The sequence below is a fragment of the Pseudomonas sp. WS 5011 genome, assembly GCF_012985775.1.
Classification (GTDB): Bacteria; Pseudomonadota; Gammaproteobacteria; order Pseudomonadales; family Pseudomonadaceae; genus Aquipseudomonas; species Aquipseudomonas peli.
The window spans coordinates 33,082-48,987 of the sequence record NZ_JAAQXA010000014.1 but is presented as its reverse complement, the minus strand read 5'-3'; the positions used below and the strand labels follow the sequence as shown (position 1 = coordinate 48,987).

The 15,906-nt window shown below is 60.8% G+C and carries 14 protein-coding genes and 1 pseudogene; 9 read left to right on the top strand and 6 right to left on the bottom strand.

Features of this window, described 5'->3' with window-relative positions; genetic code table 11:
• Window positions 1-34: 34 nt before the first annotated feature.
• Window positions 35-334 (bottom strand): YciI family protein, encoded by a 300-nt coding sequence (locus HBN63_RS15300; RefSeq protein WP_170050028.1) that lies wholly within the window; start codon window positions 332-334, stop codon window positions 35-37.
• A gap of 151 nt (window positions 335-485) precedes the next feature.
• On the opposite strand from HBN63_RS15300, the gene HBN63_RS15295 reads away from it, so the two are divergent.
• The 7 genes and pseudogenes from HBN63_RS15295 (at window position 486) to rluB (ending at window position 6,451) form a co-directional block, all read left to right on the top strand.
• On the top strand, window positions 486-1,349 hold the full coding sequence (locus HBN63_RS15295; RefSeq protein ID WP_167141485.1) for a PHP domain-containing protein: 864 nt from the start codon (window positions 486-488) through the stop codon (window positions 1,347-1,349).
• A 13-nt stretch (window positions 1,350-1,362) separates the two neighbouring features.
• Window positions 1,363-1,992 (top strand): L-threonylcarbamoyladenylate synthase, encoded by a 630-nt coding sequence (locus HBN63_RS15290; protein WP_090251107.1) that lies wholly within the window; start codon window positions 1,363-1,365, stop codon window positions 1,990-1,992.
• 44 nt (window positions 1,993-2,036) lie between these two features.
• Window positions 2,037-3,251 (top strand): tryptophan--tRNA ligase, encoded by a 1,215-nt coding sequence (locus HBN63_RS15285; protein ID WP_170050027.1) that lies wholly within the window; start codon window positions 2,037-2,039, stop codon window positions 3,249-3,251.
• Window positions 3,252-3,424: 173 nt separating this feature from the next.
• Window positions 3,425-4,123, top strand: coding sequence for a ScpA family protein (locus HBN63_RS15280; RefSeq protein ID WP_170050076.1), 699 nt, complete (start codon window positions 3,425-3,427; stop codon window positions 4,121-4,123).
• Between the two features lie 2 nt (window positions 4,124-4,125).
• Window positions 4,126-4,842 (top strand): annotated as a pseudogene (gene scpB, locus HBN63_RS15275) (SMC-Scp complex subunit ScpB); the annotation flags it as partial.
• Window positions 4,843-4,947: 105 nt separating this feature from the next.
• Window positions 4,948-5,130, top strand: a complete 183-nt coding sequence (locus HBN63_RS15270) for a DUF1289 domain-containing protein (protein ID WP_170050025.1) — start codon at window positions 4,948-4,950, stop codon at window positions 5,128-5,130.
• Between the two features lie 121 nt (window positions 5,131-5,251).
• On the top strand, window positions 5,252-6,451 hold the full coding sequence (gene rluB, locus HBN63_RS15265) for a 23S rRNA pseudouridine(2605) synthase RluB (protein ID WP_170050024.1): 1,200 nt from the start codon (window positions 5,252-5,254) through the stop codon (window positions 6,449-6,451).
• A gap of 132 nt (window positions 6,452-6,583) precedes the next feature.
• Here the strand turns inward: rluB and HBN63_RS15260 are convergent, their stop codons facing one another.
• The 5 genes from HBN63_RS15260 to HBN63_RS15240 all read right to left on the bottom strand — a co-directional run bounded on the left by HBN63_RS15260 (window position 6,584) and on the right by HBN63_RS15240 (window position 11,609).
• Window positions 6,584-7,510: a GGDEF domain-containing protein gene (locus HBN63_RS15260; RefSeq protein ID WP_170050023.1), complete on the bottom strand. Its 927-nt coding sequence runs from the start codon at window positions 7,508-7,510 to the stop codon at window positions 6,584-6,586.
• A gap of 216 nt (window positions 7,511-7,726) precedes the next feature.
• Window positions 7,727-8,467 carry a YciK family oxidoreductase gene (locus tag HBN63_RS15255; RefSeq protein WP_090248183.1) on the bottom strand — a complete coding sequence of 247 codons (741 nt, stop codon included), beginning with the start codon at window positions 8,465-8,467 and terminating at the stop codon, window positions 7,727-7,729.
• Between the two features lie 60 nt (window positions 8,468-8,527).
• On the bottom strand, window positions 8,528-9,199 hold the full coding sequence (gene mupP / locus HBN63_RS15250) for an N-acetylmuramic acid 6-phosphate phosphatase MupP (protein ID WP_170050075.1): 672 nt from the start codon (window positions 9,197-9,199) through the stop codon (window positions 8,528-8,530).
• Window positions 9,200-9,465: 266 nt separating this feature from the next.
• Complete coding sequence (ubiG, locus tag HBN63_RS15245) at window positions 9,466-10,164, bottom strand: bifunctional 2-polyprenyl-6-hydroxyphenol methylase/3-demethylubiquinol 3-O-methyltransferase UbiG (RefSeq protein WP_090248179.1); 699 nt, start codon at window positions 10,162-10,164, stop codon at window positions 9,466-9,468.
• Between the two features lie 125 nt (window positions 10,165-10,289).
• Window positions 10,290-11,609 carry a TRZ/ATZ family hydrolase gene (locus tag HBN63_RS15240; RefSeq protein WP_170050022.1) on the bottom strand — a complete coding sequence of 440 codons (1,320 nt, stop codon included), beginning with the start codon at window positions 11,607-11,609 and terminating at the stop codon, window positions 10,290-10,292.
• Between the two features lie 137 nt (window positions 11,610-11,746).
• On the opposite strand from HBN63_RS15240, the gene mtnA reads away from it, so the two are divergent.
• On the top strand, window positions 11,747-12,823 hold the full coding sequence (mtnA, locus tag HBN63_RS15235; protein WP_170050021.1) for an S-methyl-5-thioribose-1-phosphate isomerase: 1,077 nt from the start codon (window positions 11,747-11,749) through the stop codon (window positions 12,821-12,823).
• Between the two features lie 244 nt (window positions 12,824-13,067).
• Complete coding sequence (gene gyrA / locus HBN63_RS15230; protein WP_170050020.1) at window positions 13,068-15,836, top strand: DNA gyrase subunit A; 2,769 nt, start codon at window positions 13,068-13,070, stop codon at window positions 15,834-15,836.
• Window positions 15,837-15,906: the final 70 nt, after the last annotated feature.

Sequence of the window (15,906 nt, the reverse complement as noted above, 5' to 3'; positions counted from 1 at the left end):
ATTGTTGTTATGGGTTATTCAGCGGGAGATTGGCTCAAGGCAAGACCAATTTAAAGGGTTTTACCAGCACCGAGGCGTACACCCCAGCGGCGCGGTAAGGGTCGGCCTCAGCCCATTGTTGCGCGGCTAGCAGCGAGTCGAACTCGGCGACGATCAAGCTGCCGGAAAACCCCGCTGGACCTGGATCATTGCTGTCGACGGCCGGGTGCGGTCCGGCGAGGATCAGGCGACCCTCGTTTTTCAGTTGCTCCAGGCGCGCAAGGTGCGCCGGACGGGCATTCAAGCGGTTTTCCAGGGAGTTCTGCACATCGGTGGCAATGATCGCGTAGAGCATTTCAATCCTTAATAGGGTCGTCGGCGCAGGCCGCTGCTTGGGGAGAAAAGCAGCCCGGTCAGGCAAAGTCGAGGAAATATTGGTGCAAGCCAGCAAGAATCCGCATCTGGCGGCATAATATCAAACATAAATGACTCGGAAAGCGCCCCTTATGGATGTTGATTTGCATTGCCACAGCACCGCTTCAGATGGCGCACTCGCGCCCGCTGTGGTGGTGGCGCGGGCGTTTGAGCGCGGTGTGCGTGTGCTGGCGTTGACCGATCACGACACCCTTGATGGCCTCGATGAAGCGGGCGCAGCGGCCCAGGCATTGGGCATGCAGTTGATCAACGGTATCGAGCTGTCCTGCACCTGGGGCGGCGCGACCATTCATGTGCTGGGCTACGCCTTTAATCGTGATGCGCCGGCGTTACAGCAGGCAATTGCCGAATTGCACGATGGGCGCTGGCTGCGCGCTGCGGAAATCAGTAAGCGTCTGGAAGCCAAAGGTATGCCGGGTGCACTGGAAGGCGCGCGTGCTCTGCAGCAGGAGTTGGGCGACAGTGGTAATGCTCCGGCACGTCCGCACTTTGCCGACTTTCTGGTGCGCAGTGGGTACGTCAAGGACCGTGCTGAAGCGTTCCGCAAGTGGTTGGGTTCAGGCAAGTTGGGGGATGTGAAACAGCATTGGCCGGAGCTGGCGCAAACTGTGGATACGTTGCGCCGAGCAGGTGCCTGGGTCAGCCTGGCGCATCCCTGGCAGTACGACTTTACTCGCAGTAAACGGCGTAAGTTAATTGCCGATTTTGTCGGCGCGGGTGGGCATTCATTGGAAGTGGTCAATGGCATGCAGCCCGCTGATCAGGTGGGCAGTCTAGCGATTCTGGCGAGGGAGTTCGGCATGTTCGTCACCGCTGGCAGTGATTTCCATGCACCTGGCCAGTGGTCTGAACTGGGCGTTTACCGCCCGGTGCCCGAGGATCTACCGCCCTTATGGGCACGGTTCCAACATGTCCAGCAGCCTACTGCACTTTGACCCGGGGCCTAGCGTGAGCCAATTCTTCCAGATTCATCCGGAAAACCCGCAAGCACGGTTGATCAAACAGGCCGTGGAAATCATCCGCAATGGCGGTGTGGTGGTCTATCCGACCGACTCTTCCTATGCAGTCGGCTGCCATATTGGCGACAAGAACGCGGTGGAGCGTATTCGCCGCCTGCGCCAACTGGATGACAAACACAACTTTACCCTGGTATGCCGCGACCTGTCGCAGCTCAGCACCTTTGCCAAGGTCGATACCGCCGCCTTCCGCTTGCTCAAGAGCCATACCCCGGGGCCTTACACCTTTATCCTCAATGCCACCCGTGAAGTCCCGCGCATGCTGCTGCATGCCAAACGCCGCACCATTGGCCTGCGTGTGCCCAATCATCCGATTGCCATGGCCTTGCTGGCCGAGCTGGATGAGGCATTGATGAGCGTGACCTTGATTTTGCCGGGCGAAACGCTGCCGATGAGTGATCCTTACGAAATGCGTCAGATGCTTGAGCATCAGGTCGACCTGATCATCGATGGAGGCTTCGGCGGCCTGGAAGCCTCCACTGTGGTCAGCTTGCTCAACGATGAGCCCGAGGTGTTTCGAGTGGGGTGCGGTGATCCGTCGCCTTTTACGAATGGCAACTGATCCTGGCTATAATCGGGCTCCTTTGAGTTTTCAGGTAATCCGTTTTGAGTCTTGTTGACGCTGAGCGCCGCGTGCTGTCTGGCATGCGCCCAAGTGGCTTGCTGCACTTGGGGCACTACCAAGGTGTGCTGAAGAACTGGGTGAAGCTGCAACACACCTATGAATGCTTCTTCTGCATCGTTGACCTGCACGCCCTGACCACTGATTACGACGATGTCGGCCCACTGTCGCAGCGCGTCATGGACATGGCTGTGGATTGGTTGGCTGCCGGCGTGAGCCCCAGCTCAGCGACGCTGTTTATCCAGTCGCAAGTCCCTGAACACGCTGAATTACACCTGCTACTGTCGATGATCTGCCCGCTCAGTTGGCTGGAACGCGTGCCCTCCTATAAAGAACAGCAGGAGCAGCTGCACGGCAAGGACCTGAGCACCTTCGGCTTTCTCGGTTATCCCTTGCTGCAGGCGGCTGACATTCTGCTTTACCGCGCCGGCGTGGTGCCGGTTGGCAGCGATCAGCTGGCGCATATCGAGTTTGCCCGCGATGTGGCGCGGCGTTTCAACCACTTATATGGCCGCGAGCCGGGCTTTGAGGAAAAGGCCGAGGCGGCGATCATTAAGCTGGGCAAGAAAGCCGCGACGCTCTACAACAACCTGCGCAGGGCCTATCAGGAACAGGGCGACGCTGAGGCGCTGGAAACCGCGCGAGCGCTGCTCAAGGATCAGCAGAGCATCACCCTGGGCGATAAAGAGCGCCTTTACGGCTACCTGGAAGGTGGCGGCAAGATTCTGCTGATCGAACCGCAGGCCATGCTGGGTGATTCGCCCAAGCTGCTTGGGCTTGATGGCGGCAAGATGTCCAAATCCAATAACAATGCGATTTTCCTGCGTGACAGCGGTTCGGCGATCGAGGAGAAGATCCGCCGCATGCCGACTGATCCGGCGCGGGTGCATCGTGATGATCCGGGCAGCCCAGCGAACTGCCCGGTGTGGTCGCTGCATCAGCTGTATTCCAGCAATGAAACCTGCGACTGGGCACAGCAAGGCTGTCGCAGCGCCGGCATCGGCTGCCTGGAGTGCAAGGCACCCTTGGTCGAAGCGCTGCAGCAGGAACTGCAACCTCTGCAGGCGCGTGCTGCGGATTATCAGGACAACCCTGATCTGGTCCGGCAGATTCTCGCCGACGGCGCTGAGCGCGCGCGCTCTGAAGCGCGCGAAACCCTCACCGAAGTGCGCCTGGCCCTTGGCCTGAATTACCGCTGAACCTAACGCTGAATCTACCTTCGAGAGTGACCATGTCCAGCGTGCCAGCCCAGGAACATCCCGAGAGCCATCCCCAGGATCAGGCCAATGCGCAGCAGGAGCTGCCATTTGCCCTGGTGTATGGCCAGGCGGTCACTGAAATGCCGCTCGATCTGTACATCCCGCCGGATGCGCTGGAAGTGTTTCTCGAAGCCTTCGAAGGGCCGCTGGACCTGCTGCTTTACCTGATCCGCAAGCAGAACATCGACGTACTGGATATCCCGGTGGCGGAAATCACCCGCCAGTACATGGGCTACGTTGAGTTGATGCAGTCGGTGCGCTTGGAGCTGGCTGCCGAGTACCTGGTGATGGCGGCCATGCTCGCCGAGATCAAGTCACGCATGCTGTTGCCGCGCTCCAGTGAGGCGGAATCCGAGGAAGACGACCCGCGCGCCGAGCTGATCCGCCGTCTGCAGGAATACGAGCGTTACAAGGCCGCCGCGGAAGGTATCGACGGCCTTAGCCGGGTTGGCCGTGACGTCACGGTGCCGCGTCTGGACGCGCCCGAAGCGCGGGCGCGCAAGCTGCTGCCGGATGTCAGCCTGGAAGAGGTGCTGCTGTCGATGGCTGAGGTGCTGCGCCGCGCCGATATGTTCGAAAGCCACCAGGTCACCCGTGAGGCGCTGTCGACCCGTGAGCGCATGAGCGAAGTGCTTGAGCGTCTCAAAGGCGGCGCGTTTGTGCCGTTTGTCAGCCTGTTTAGCGCTGAAGAGGGCAAGCTAGGGGTGGTGGTGACCTTTATGGCGGTGCTCGAGTTGATCAAGGAATCCCTGGTTGAACTGGTGCAAAATGAGGCTTTCGGGCCAATCCATGTGCGTGCGCGAGCTGAATAAGCATGAACCTTAACGAACCTCGTGAGCTGGCCAGCCTGCTCGAAGCCTTTCTGCTGGCATCCGGCAAGCCGCAATCGCTGGAGCGCCTGTTCGAGCTTTTTGAAGAAGCCGAGCGGCCGGAACCGGCGGTATTCAAGAAGGCCCTGACGCATCTGGGCAAGTCCTGCGAAGGGCGCGCCTTCGAGCTGATCGAGGTGGCGTCCGGTTACCGCCTGCAAGTGCGCGAGAAGTTTGCGCCTTGGGTGGGTCGCCTATGGGAAGAGCGCCCACAGCGCTATTCGCGCGCCATGCTGGAAACCCTGGCGCTGATTGCCTACCGCCAGCCGATCACCCGTGGTGAGATCGAAGATGTGCGCGGTGTGGCGGTGAACAGCCATATCGTCAAAACCCTGCTGGAGCGCGAGTGGATTCGTGTGGTGGGTTACCGCGATGTGCCGGGCAAACCGGCGATGTTCGCCACCACCAAAGCCTTTCTCGATCACTTCAACCTAAAAAGCCTCGACGAGTTACCGCCCCTAGCCGCCCTGCGCGAACTGGAGCCTGAGCCGGCCTTGGCCTTTGAAGAGGAACTGGAGGCGCCGCAAAGCCTGCAGGCGCGTGCCGACCTGGCCCTGGCCGATGAGCCCGCGGTGGAAGCGAGCGAAGAAACCAGCTTCAGCAGCCTGCTGGCTGAACTCGACTCGATGGAGCAGGGTCTGAAGACTGACTTTGACGACTTACCCGAGCAGGACGATGAGCGTGACGATGCCGAAGATCCTCACGAAACCCTGGATAAAGAGCAGCTGCCTGACTGAAGTGCGGGTGGGACCAATGAAGGCGTTCGCGTGGTGAAAGACCCCTGCATCAAGCTGTGCAAGTTCGGGCGCGATATCTGCCTGGGTTGCGGGCGCAGCAAGGCCGAGATCAAAGGCTGGAAGAAGCTCGACAAGCCTGCCCGACGTGCCGTTCTGGCCGAAGCGGATATGCGCTTGCTGAGTTTGGCGACCATCGGTCGACGCAAAGGCTGACGGCCACCGATCAGGCGACTAGCCTCAACCCGTGCGTAAGCGCCGCGTTTCGCGTATGCTCCGCGACCCTTCGACGACTCGAGTCGTCCAATCACTAAAGAAAACACCGGGAGGTGCCCAGATGAGTGAAGAAATCGAAGAATACAGCCCCGCAGGCGAAAAACTGCAGAAAGTCATGGCGCGTATGGGCCTGGCTTCGCGCCGTGAAATCGAAGCCTGGATTACCGCTGGCCGCGTCAAGGTCAACGGCGCAGTCGCCAGCCTCGGCGTACGCGTCGACCTGCACGATGCGATTGCTGTCGATGGCAAGGTGATCCGCCGCGAAGAAGCTGCCGAAAGCGTGCGCCGCGTCATCATCTACAACAAGCCTGAAGGCGAGATCTGCACCCGTGACGACCCAGAAGGCCGTCCGACCGTATTTGATCGTCTGCCACGGCCGAAAGATGGCCGCTGGATCAACATCGGTCGCCTCGACATCAACACCACCGGTCTGCTGATGTTCACCACCGACGGTGAGCTGGCCAACCGCCTGATGCACCCTTCTTTCCAGATGGACCGCGAGTATGCCGTGCGCGTGCGTGGCGAAGTCGATGAAGAGATGATCGAGCGCCTGAAAGCCGGCGTGATGCTGGAAGATGGCCCGGCCAAGTTCACCGACATCAAGGTCGCACCGGGCGGTGTTGGCTTCAACCACTGGTATCACTGCGTGGTCATGGAAGGCCGTAACCGCGAAGTGCGCCGTTTGTGGGAATCCCAGGGTCTGGTGGTCAGCCGTTTGAAGCGCGTGCGTTTCGGTCCGGTGTTTATCACCTCGGACCTGACCATGGGTCGCTGGCGCGAAATGAGTCAGCGCGAAGTGGATATCCTCAGTGAGGAAGTCGGCCTCAAGCCGGTCGCCTTGCCGGATATGAAGGAGAAAGCCCGCGACAAGATCGACCGTCTGCAGCGCAAATCGGCCAAGCCGGTGGGGCGTGCGGCACGTCCAGAGCGGACTTTGCGTCCGGCTCATGGCGGCGGCCCGGCAGCGGCCGGTGATCAGGGGCGCTCGCGTCCTGCTCGTGGTGAAAGTGATGAGCGTGGCGAGCGTCCAGTACGCCCCCCGCGTTCACCGCGTGCGGATCAGAGCAAAGGGACGCCGGTTGCTGAGCGTCCGAGTGATGTCAACAAGAAACGTCCGGCCAAGCCGGGTGCGCAACGCCCAGGTGTTGAGTTGACTGATCGCCCTTCGCGTAAGCCAGTGGGTGCGCCAGTCAAGCGCCGCAGCCAGCCAACCCGCGACGGTCAGCGTCCAGGTTTTGGTCGCGGTCCTAAGCCGGAGTAATCCATTACGGTGGATGTAAAAAGGCGACCCTCGGGTCGCCTTTTTTATGTCCTGCCATTCATGGCTGCCAACCTGCGGGTCGTGGCTGCGCGACATTAAAAATGTCTCGCAGCCATTGTGTGGTTGGCGGTTCTATCCGGCCATCGACAGGCGGTTGCGGCCATCGCGCTTGGACACGTACAGCGCGTTATCCGCACGGCGCAGCAGGCTTTCCATGGATTCGCCCGGCAGCAAAGTGGCGCAGCCGAGGCTGACCGACAGCTCGATAGCACGATTTTCCACCAGGTATTGGATGCCGAGAACGGCCATACGCAGGCGCTCACCAACCATGGATGCGGCTTCACGGTTGGTGTTGGAGAGCAGCACCATGAATTCTTCGCCGCCGAAGCGGAACACCATGTCGACATTGCGCAGGCTTTCTTTCAGTGCGCTGGCGACGGCTTTGAGCGCCTGGTCGCCGATCAGGTGACCGTGGGTGTCGTTGATGCGTTTGAAGTGGTCGATGTCGACCATCAGCACGGACAGTGGCTGCAGGGTGCGTCGGGCGATGTCGACTTCGCGCTTGAGTGTTTGCTGCATGGCGATACGGTTGCCGGTTTCGGTCAACGGATCACGCAATGCACTTTGCACGGCTGCGCGGTAGAGCAGGGCGTTGCGCATCGGGAACAGCAGGCTGGCGAGCAGCGATTCGAGTTGGCCCAACTCATCTTCACTGAAGCGCACGTTGCGGCGGAAGGTCAGTTCACCGAGGAATTCGCCGTCGTGATTCAATCGATAGCCAGCCGAATGGTTCGCGCGCTCGCCCAGCTCCAGGCGCAGGTCGCAGGAGGCTAGCTGGTAGCTCAGGGAGCTGAGCGGCACCAGGCGCTGCACTTCGCTGTAGAACAGCTCAAGAATGCGTTCGGCTTCGAGTGAGGTCTGCAGGCGCAGGCTCAGCTGTTGGCGCAACTGTGCCAGGCTGACTGGTTTCAGGCTTTTCTGCAGGCGGCCGGCATAGCCGAGGCGCTGTAGTTTGGCAGCGTCGAAATCAATGGTGTTGGACTGGTTGTGCGGGGCCATGAAGCTCTACCTCTAGCGCAGTACGCGGCGATAGTTGGGCTAGAGCGAATTCCGTGCCAATTTCAAAGTCACTTTAAAAGTGCTTTTAATTCATTGGCTTAGCGATTCATTAGGCGGGCGTGCGGCAAGGATTTGCCGGTTAACTGGCGGGACTGCTGGCAATCTGATGCCAGTGGATCGGGCTGCCGCCGGAAAACCGGCGGTAGCCGTCATGGTTTATTGCGCGTCAAATGCTTGGCCATTAACGCCTGTGCTGTCCGGTCCCATCAAGTACAGGTAAACCGGCATGATGGCTTCAGGCAGTGGATTGTTCTGTGGGTTCTCTCCAGGGTAGGCCTGGGCGCGCATATCAGTGCGTGTTGCACCTGGGTTGACGCTGTTGGCGCGCACGTTGGCAATGCCGTCGACTTCATCGGCCAGCACCTGCATCAGGCCTTCGGTGGCGAACTTGGATACTGCGTAAGCCCCCCAGTAAGCGCGACCTTTGCGCCCGACACTGCTCGAGGTGAATACCACCGAGGCGTCTGCCGACAACTTGAGCAGCGGCAGCAGGGTGCTGGTGAGCATAAACATGGCGTTGACGTTGACCTGCATCACGCGCATGAAGTTGTCGCCGGACAGCTGTTCCAGCGGTGTGCGCGGGCCAATGATCGAGGCGTTGTGCAGCACGCCGTCGAGTTTGCCGAATTCGGCTTCGATCATCGCTGCCAGTTCGTCGTACTGATGCGGCAGGGCGGTTTCCAGGTTGAACGGGATCACTGCCGCTTGCGGGTGGCCTGCGGCTTCGATGGCGTCATAGACGCGGCTGAGGTTGTCTTCGGTCTTGCCCAGCAGCAGCACCGTTGCGCCGTGGGCGGCGAAGGTCTTGGCGGCGGTTGCACCAATGCCACGGCCAGCGCCGGTCACCAGAATCACGCGGCCCTTTAGCAGGTCGGGGCGGGCGGAATAGTCATGCATGGGTAAAGCCTCATTAATTCAAAAGCGGGTGGCACTTGATGCGCGTCCGGTAAACTGTCTTCAACAGCTACACAGGGCTTGTTCGAGCACGGTGCGAAGTTCCAGTGGGTGGTCCACCACCGCGTCGGCGCCCCAGTTGCGTGGGTTGTCCTGCGGGTGGATATAGCCGTAGGTGACAGCGGCGGTCTTGCAGCCTGCCGCGCGACCGGCTTCGATGTCGCGCTCGTCATCACCCACAAACAGGGTGGCTGCAGGTTCTACGCCCATCTTTGCGCAGGCCAGCAGGATCATCTCGGGGTCGGGCTTGCTGCGGCTGACGTGATCTGGGCAAACCAGCACGGCCGAGCGCTGCGCCAGGCCGAGTTGCTGCATGATCGGTTCGGCGTAGCGCACCGGCTTGTTGGTTGCCACGCCCCAGATCAGCTTGGCCTGTTCGATGTCATTGAGCAGCTCATCCATGCCGTCAAACGGCCGCGTCAGTACCGCGCAATGCGCCTGATAGCGGTCGAGAAACTCCAGGCGCAGGGCTTCGAAGCCTTCGGCTTCGGGGTCCATGGAGAAGTTGGCAGCGACCATGGCGCGCGCGCCGCCGGATACCTGGTCGCGGATCAGTTTTTCGGCAATCGGTGGCAGGCCGCGATCGGCACGCATGGCCTGGCTGATGGCGATAAAGTCCGGCGCACTGTCGAGCAAGGTGCCGTCCATATCGAATAAAACCGCGCGCAAGCGCATTGGGCGTGTCATTGGTTATTTCCCTTGCAGCGCCGGAGTATGTTTTGGCGCGAGGCCAGGCACGAGCCGTGAAGTTTGGTTATTCCAAATGAGTGGCGAGAAACGCAGCATCGCGCCAAAACAGACCCGGCCCTACGGGTTGCGCCAGAAAGCCGGCCATGCGTTGTTGCTGTCCTTGGCAATGGAACAACCATTGCCTGCGGCCAGCGCCTAGCCTGGCCGGCTTTCTGGCAGCAACGCTGCAGGGAAATAACGGATGGCACGCCCTACGCCTCCTTGAGAGTCTGGATCATGTAATTGACGTCGACATCGGCTTCCAGCTTGTAGCGTTTGCTCAGCGGGTTGTAGGTCAGGCCGATGATGTCCTTGACCTCAAGACCCGCTTCGCGGCTCCAGGCGCCGAGCTCGGACGGACGGATAAATTTCTTGAAGTCATGGGTGCCGCGCGGCAGCAGGCGCATCACGTACTCAGCACCGATGATGGCAAACAGGTAGGCCTTGGGGTTGCGGTTGATGGTGGAAAAGAACACCTGGCCGCCAGGCTTGACCATGCGGTAGCAGGCGCGGATCACCGACGCCGGGTCGGGTACGTGCTCAAGCATTTCCAGGCAGGTGACCACGTCGAACTGTTCTGGCATTTCTTCAGCCAGGGCTTCAGCAGTGATCTGCCGGTATTCGACGCTGACGCCGGACTCCAGCTGGTGCAGCTGGGCTACTGCCAGCGGTGCTTCGCCCATGTCGATGCCGGTCACGCTGGCACCGCGCTGGGCCATGGATTCGCTGAGGATGCCACCGCCGCAGCCAACGTCGAGTACCTTCTTGCCGGCCAGGCCGACGCGTTCGTCGATCCAGTTGACGCGCAGCGGGTTGATGTCATGCAGCGGTTTGAATTCGCTTTCACGGTCCCACCAGCGGTGGGCAAGGGCTTCAAATTTGGCGATTTCGGCGCGGTCGACGTTGCTCATATAAATCCCTGAATCAGGCGGCGGCGGGAGACTCATGTTGCCAGTTTCGCCGGGTGGATTGGACGCCTGTTATGCGTCCAATGTATGTCAGTTTGTCGCAGTGCCCGAATTCTCTGGGCTGGCTGTCACTTGCCGGCAATCTTCGCGCCCCAGGCGCGGGCATTGGCGATGATCCGTTGTTCGTCCAGGCGCGTCAGTTGGCCGCCGTCGAGCAATTGTTTGCCGCCGACCCACAGGTGTTCGACGCAGGCGCGGCCACCTGCATAGATCAGCTGTGAAACCGGGTCATAAACTGGTTGCTGGGCCAGGCCGGAGAGATTGAATACGGCGATATCGGCCGCTTTGCCCAGTTCCAGTGAGCCGATTTGCTCATCCAGACCCAAAGCGCGGGCGCCGTTGAGGGTGGTCATGCGCAGCGCGCGGTGGGCATCCAGGGCCGTGGCCGAGCCGGCAACGGCCTTGGCCAGCAGGGCGGCGGTGCGGGTTTCGCCGAGCAGATCGAGATCATTGTTGCTCGCTGCGCCATCGGTACCGATGGCGACGTTGACCCCGGCTTGCCAGAGTTTTTCCACCGGGCAAAAGCCGCTGGCCAGCTTGAGGTTGGATTCCGGGCAATGGATCACGCTGCTGTTACTTTCCACCAGCAGGGCCAGGTCTTCATCATTAATCTGGGTCATGTGCACGGCCTGGAAGCGCGGGCCGAGCAGGTCGAGGCGCGCCAGGCGCGCCAGTGGCCGCTCGCCGCGCTGCTCCAGGCTCTGCTGCACTTCGAAGGCGGTTTCGTGCACGTGCATATGAATGCCGGCGTCCAGCTCTTCGGCGAGCATGCGGATGTTTTCTAGCTTGTCGTCACTCACCGTGTAGGGCGCATGCGGGCCGAAGGCGACGCTCAGGCGCGGGTGGTGCTTAAGGTCGTCGAACAGATTCAGGCCTTTGCGCAGTGCTTCGTCAGCGTCGCGGGCGCCGGGAATCGGAAAATCCAGTACCGGAATGGTGATCTGCCCGCGGATGCCGCTGCTGTGCACCAGCTGGCTGGCGGTTTCCGGGAAAAAATACATGTCGGAGAAGCAGGTAATGCCACCCTTGAGCTGTTCGGCGATGGCCAGCTCGGTGCCATCCTGCACAAACTGCTCGTTGACCCATTTGGCCTCGGCCGGCCAGATGTGCTTCTCCAGCCAGGTCATCAGCGGCAGATCATCGGCCAGGCCGCGGAACAGGGTCATTGCCGCATGCCCATGGGCGTTGACCAGGCCTGGCGTGAGCAGTCGTCCGGGTAGCTCAAGAACCTGCAGGGCTGCGTGTTTAAGCGCTTCAGCGCGCGGTGCGATCAGTGCGATGCGCCCGTCGCGGATGCCCAGGCCGTGCTCCAGCAGCACCACGCCAGCTGGCTCGACCGGGACCAGCCAGGTGGGCAGCAGCAGCAAATCGAGCGGAGCTTGGGGCATGGGAAGGCTTCCGGCGGTCAGTAGAGTGGCGAGTTTATAGGGGAACGCCCTAGGCTTGAAGCTGCATACAGCTGATCTGGCGCGATGTGCCCAGTGCTGTGCGTATAATCGTCGGCTTTTTCCGGCGGAGGTGTGTCATGCGCGAGCAACTGCTAGCGGCAGAGAAGGTCAAGGCCATCGAGTGGCGTGACGGCGCTCTGCTCTTGCTGGATCAGCGCGCGCTGCCTTTCGAGGAAACCTGGCTGAGCTATCACTCAGCGGCAGATGTCGCCGAGGCTATCCGTAGCATGGTGGTGCGCGGCGCGCCGGCCATCGGCATCAGCGCGGCCTATGCGATTGTCCTGGCTGTAAGGGCTCGTCTGCAGGAAGGCGGCGACTGGCGAGCGGCATTGCAGGTGGATTTCGACCTGCTGGCTGCATCGCGGCCGACCGCGGTCAATCTGTTCTGGGCGCTTGAGCTCATGCGTGAGCGGCTGGGTCGGCTGAAAAGCCATGACGACCCGCTGGCGCTGTTGGAGGCTGAAGCCATCGGCATTCATCAAAGTGATCGTGAAGCTAATCTGACCATGGCCCAGCTGGGCGTCGATCTGATCCGCAAGCACCAAGGCAATCAGCAGAACCTGCTGACCCATTGCAATGCCGGCGCCCTGGCCACGGGTGGCTTTGGCACCGCGCTAGGGGTGATTCGTGCGGCTTTTCATGAGGGTTTGCTTGAGCGGGTATATGCCGACGAAACCCGGCCTTGGTTGCAGGGCTCGCGCCTGACTGCCTGGGAGCTGGCGACTGACGGCATCCCGGTGACGGTCAATGTCGATTCGGCTGCCGCCCATCTGATGAAAACCCGTGGCATCACCTGGGTCATCGTTGGGGCGGACCGCATTGCTGCCAATGGCGATGTGGCCAACAAGGTCGGCACCTATCAGCTGGCGGTGAACGCCATGCACCATGGCGTGCGCTTTATGGTGGTCGCTCCCAGCTCGACCATCGACATGGCCATGGAGCATGGCGACGATATCGTCCTGGAAGAACGCGACCCCAGCGAGCTGCTGGAACTGGGCGGCAAGCGCATCGCCGGCGGGATCGAGGCGCTTAATCCGGTATTCGATGTGACCCCGGCGGACCTGATCGACTTTATCGTCACCGAGAAGGGTGTGGTTGATCGTCCGGATGCGGAAAAAATGGCGCAATTGATGTGTCGCAAGCGCCTGCACTGAGTTTTTCTGCGGGTGCGCACACCTAGTCGGTAGGGCTGCGCTGGGGATAGGTGCGACGCACTGATTGTGGTAAGCTCCGGCGGTTTTCGGGGGTGCCCGTTATGGGCCTCTTACCTGCGCAGATACATGGCATAACTTATTGATTTGTCGTGAGTCGCTATGAGCCTCAAGGCACGGCGACAGGCTCCACACCACTCAGGACGAGCGGCGCGGAGTTTCACCAGAAAAAGGAACAAGGCTACTCATGGGCGAACTGGCCAAAGAAATCCTCCCGGTCAATATTGAAGACGAACTCAAGCAGTCCTACCTCGATTACGCGATGAGCGTAATCGTCGGGCGAGCGCTGCCGGATGCACGCGATGGCTTGAAGCCCGTGCACCGCCGTGTGCTGTTTGCCATGAGTGAGTTGGGCAACGACTGGAACAAGGCATACAAGAAGTCCGCCCGTGTGGTCGGTGATGTAATCGGTAAGTACCACCCGCACGGTGATACTGCGGTATACGACACCATCGTACGGATGGCGCAGCCATTCTCGCTGCGTTACCTGCTGGTCGACGGCCAGGGTAACTTCGGTTCGGTGGACGGCGATAACGCAGCCGCCATGCGTTACACCGAAGTGCGCATGACCAAGCTGGCCCATGAGTTGCTGGCTGACCTGCACAAAGAAACCGTGGATTGGGTGCCGAACTACGACGGCACTGAGATGATCCCGGCAGTTATGCCGACCAAGGTTCCGAACCTGTTGGTCAACGGCTCCAGCGGTATCGCCGTGGGCATGGCCACCAATATTCCGCCGCACAACCTCACGGAAGTGATCAATGGTTGTCTGGCGCTTATCGACAACGGCGAGCTGACTGTCGATGAGCTGATGCAATACATCCCCGGTCCGGACTTCCCGACTGCGGCGATCATCAACGGTCGCGCCGGCATCATCGAGGCCTACCGCACCGGCCGTGGCCGCATCTATATGCGTGCCCGCGCCATCATTGAAGACATCGACAAGGTCGGTGGCCGTCAGCAGATCATCGTCAGCGAGCTGCCGTATCAGCTGAACAAGGCGCGCCTGATCGAGAAGATTGCCGAGCTGGTTAAAGAGAAGAAGCTCGAAGGCATTACTGAGCTGCGCGATGAGTCTGACAAGGACGGCATGCGCATCGTCATCGAGCTGCGTCGTGGCGAAGTACCGGAAGTGGTGCTCAACAACCTCTACGCCCAGACCCAGATGCAGTGCGTGTTCGGCATCAACGTGGTGGCGCTGATCGACGGCCAGCCGAAGGTCCTTAACCTCAAGGACATGCTCGAAGCCTTTATTCTGCATCGCCGTGAAGTGGTCACCCGCCGTACCGTATTTGAGCTGCGTAAGGCCCGTGAGCGTGGCCATATCCTTGAAGGCCAGGCGGTTGCCCTGTCCAACATCGACCCGGTCATCGCTCTGATCAAGGCCTCGCCGACCCCGGCCGAAGCCAAGCTGGCGCTGATCGCCACGCCGTGGGAATCCAGTGCAGTGGAAACCATGGTCGAGCGCGCCGGTGCCGACGCCTGCCGTCCGGACGATCTCGATCCGCAATACGGTCTGCGCGACGGCAAGTATTTCCTCTCGCCGGAACAAGCCCAGGCCATTCTCGAGCTGCGTCTGCACCGTTTGACCGGTCTTGAGCATGAAAAACTGCTGGCCGAATATCAGGAAATCCTCACCCAGATCGGCGAGCTGATCCGCATCCTCACCAGCGCCACGCGCCTGATGGAAGTGATCCGCGAAGAACTGGAAGCGGTCAAAGCCGAGTTCGGCGATGCGCGCCGTACCGAGATTCTCGACAACCGTCTGGATCTGAGCCTGGCTGACCTGATCACCGAAGAAGAGCGTGTAGTCACCATTTCCCACAGTGGTTATGCCAAGAGCCAGCCGCTGCATGCCTACCAGGCGCAGCGTCGCGGCGGTAAGGGCAAGTCGGCCACCGGCGTGAAGGATGAGGACTACATCGAGCATCTGCTGGTTGCCAACAGTCACGCCACGCTGCTGCTGTTCTCCAGCAAGGGCAAGGTCTACTGGCTTAAAACCTACGAAATTCCGGAAGCCTCGCGCGCTGCCCGTGGTCGTCCGCTGGTCAACCTGTTGCCGCTGGACGAAGGCGAGCGCATTACCGCCATGCTCCAGGTCGATCTGGAAGCCCTGCGTCAGCAGGCTCCGGAAGGTGACGAGCAGGACGATATCGAAGGCGTAGTGGTCGAGGCTGAAGAAGTCGAAGACCTGGCCGAAGGCGATGACGCCGACGACGAAACCCCGGATGAGCCGACCGGTGCCTACATCTTTATGGCCACGGCCAAAGGCACTGTGAAGAAGACCCCGCTGGTGCAGTTCAGCCGTCCGCGCAGCTCGGGCCTGATTGCCCTCAAGCTGGACGAAGATGACACCCTGATCTCCGCTGCCGTAACTGACGGGGCCCGCGAAGTGATGATGTTCTCCGATGGCGGCAAGGTGATTCGCTTCAAGGAAAGCAAGGTCCGCACCATGGGCCGTACCGCTCGCGGTGTGCGTGGCATGCGTCTGCCGGAAGGCCAGGAAATCATCTCCATGCTGATTCCTGAAGCCGATGCGCAGATTCTCACTGCTTCCGAGCGTGGCTACGGCAAGCGCACGGCGATGGCTGAGTTCCCGCGTCGCGGTCGTGGCGGCCAGGGCGTAATCGCCATGGTCAGCAACGAGCGTAACGGCAAGCTGGTCGGCGCCGTACAGGTGCTCGAAGGTGAGGAAATTATGCTGATTTCCGACCAGGGCACATTGGTGCGTACCCGCGTCAGCGAAGTCTCCAGCCTCGGTCGTAACACCCAGGGCGTGACCCTGATCAAGCTGGCCAAGGATGAAACCCTGGTGGGTCTTGAGCGTGTGCAGGAGCCTTCGGCGGAAGACGACGAAGAGCTGCTGGAAGGCGAAGAGAGTTTTGACGGCGCAGTTGAGGATGCAGGTGATGCACCCGAAGCCGCGGCTGACGAAAGCCCGATCAGCGAAGAGTGATCTGTCGGGGCGAGTGCGCTCGCCCCTGACGGCGTAGGATTTGGCGGCTGCTGGCACGCACCAGCCCGCC

Coding starts and splice junctions, on each gene's coding strand:
- HBN63_RS15260 (WP_170050023.1), bottom strand. CDS start 7,510: ATGGCCCCGCACAACCAGTCCAACACCATTGATTTCGACGCTGCCAAA.
- gyrA (WP_170050020.1), top strand. CDS start 13,068: ATGGGCGAACTGGCCAAAGAAATCCTCCCGGTCAATATTGAAGACGAA.
- ubiG (WP_090248179.1), bottom strand. CDS start 10,164: ATGAGCAACGTCGACCGCGCCGAAATCGCCAAATTTGAAGCCCTTGCC.
- mupP (WP_170050075.1), bottom strand. CDS start 9,199: ATGCGCTTGCGCGCGGTTTTATTCGATATGGACGGCACCTTGCTCGAC.
- HBN63_RS15300 (WP_170050028.1), bottom strand. CDS start 334: ATGCTCTACGCGATCATTGCCACCGATGTGCAGAACTCCCTGGAAAAC.
- HBN63_RS15255 (WP_090248183.1), bottom strand. CDS start 8,467: ATGCATGACTATTCCGCCCGCCCCGACCTGCTAAAGGGCCGCGTGATT.
- HBN63_RS15240 (WP_170050022.1), bottom strand. CDS start 11,609: ATGCCCCAAGCTCCGCTCGATTTGCTGCTGCTGCCCACCTGGCTGGTC.
- HBN63_RS15295 (WP_167141485.1), top strand. CDS start 486: ATGGATGTTGATTTGCATTGCCACAGCACCGCTTCAGATGGCGCACTC.
- rluB (WP_170050024.1), top strand. CDS start 5,252: ATGAGTGAAGAAATCGAAGAATACAGCCCCGCAGGCGAAAAACTGCAG.
- mtnA (WP_170050021.1), top strand. CDS start 11,747: ATGCGCGAGCAACTGCTAGCGGCAGAGAAGGTCAAGGCCATCGAGTGG.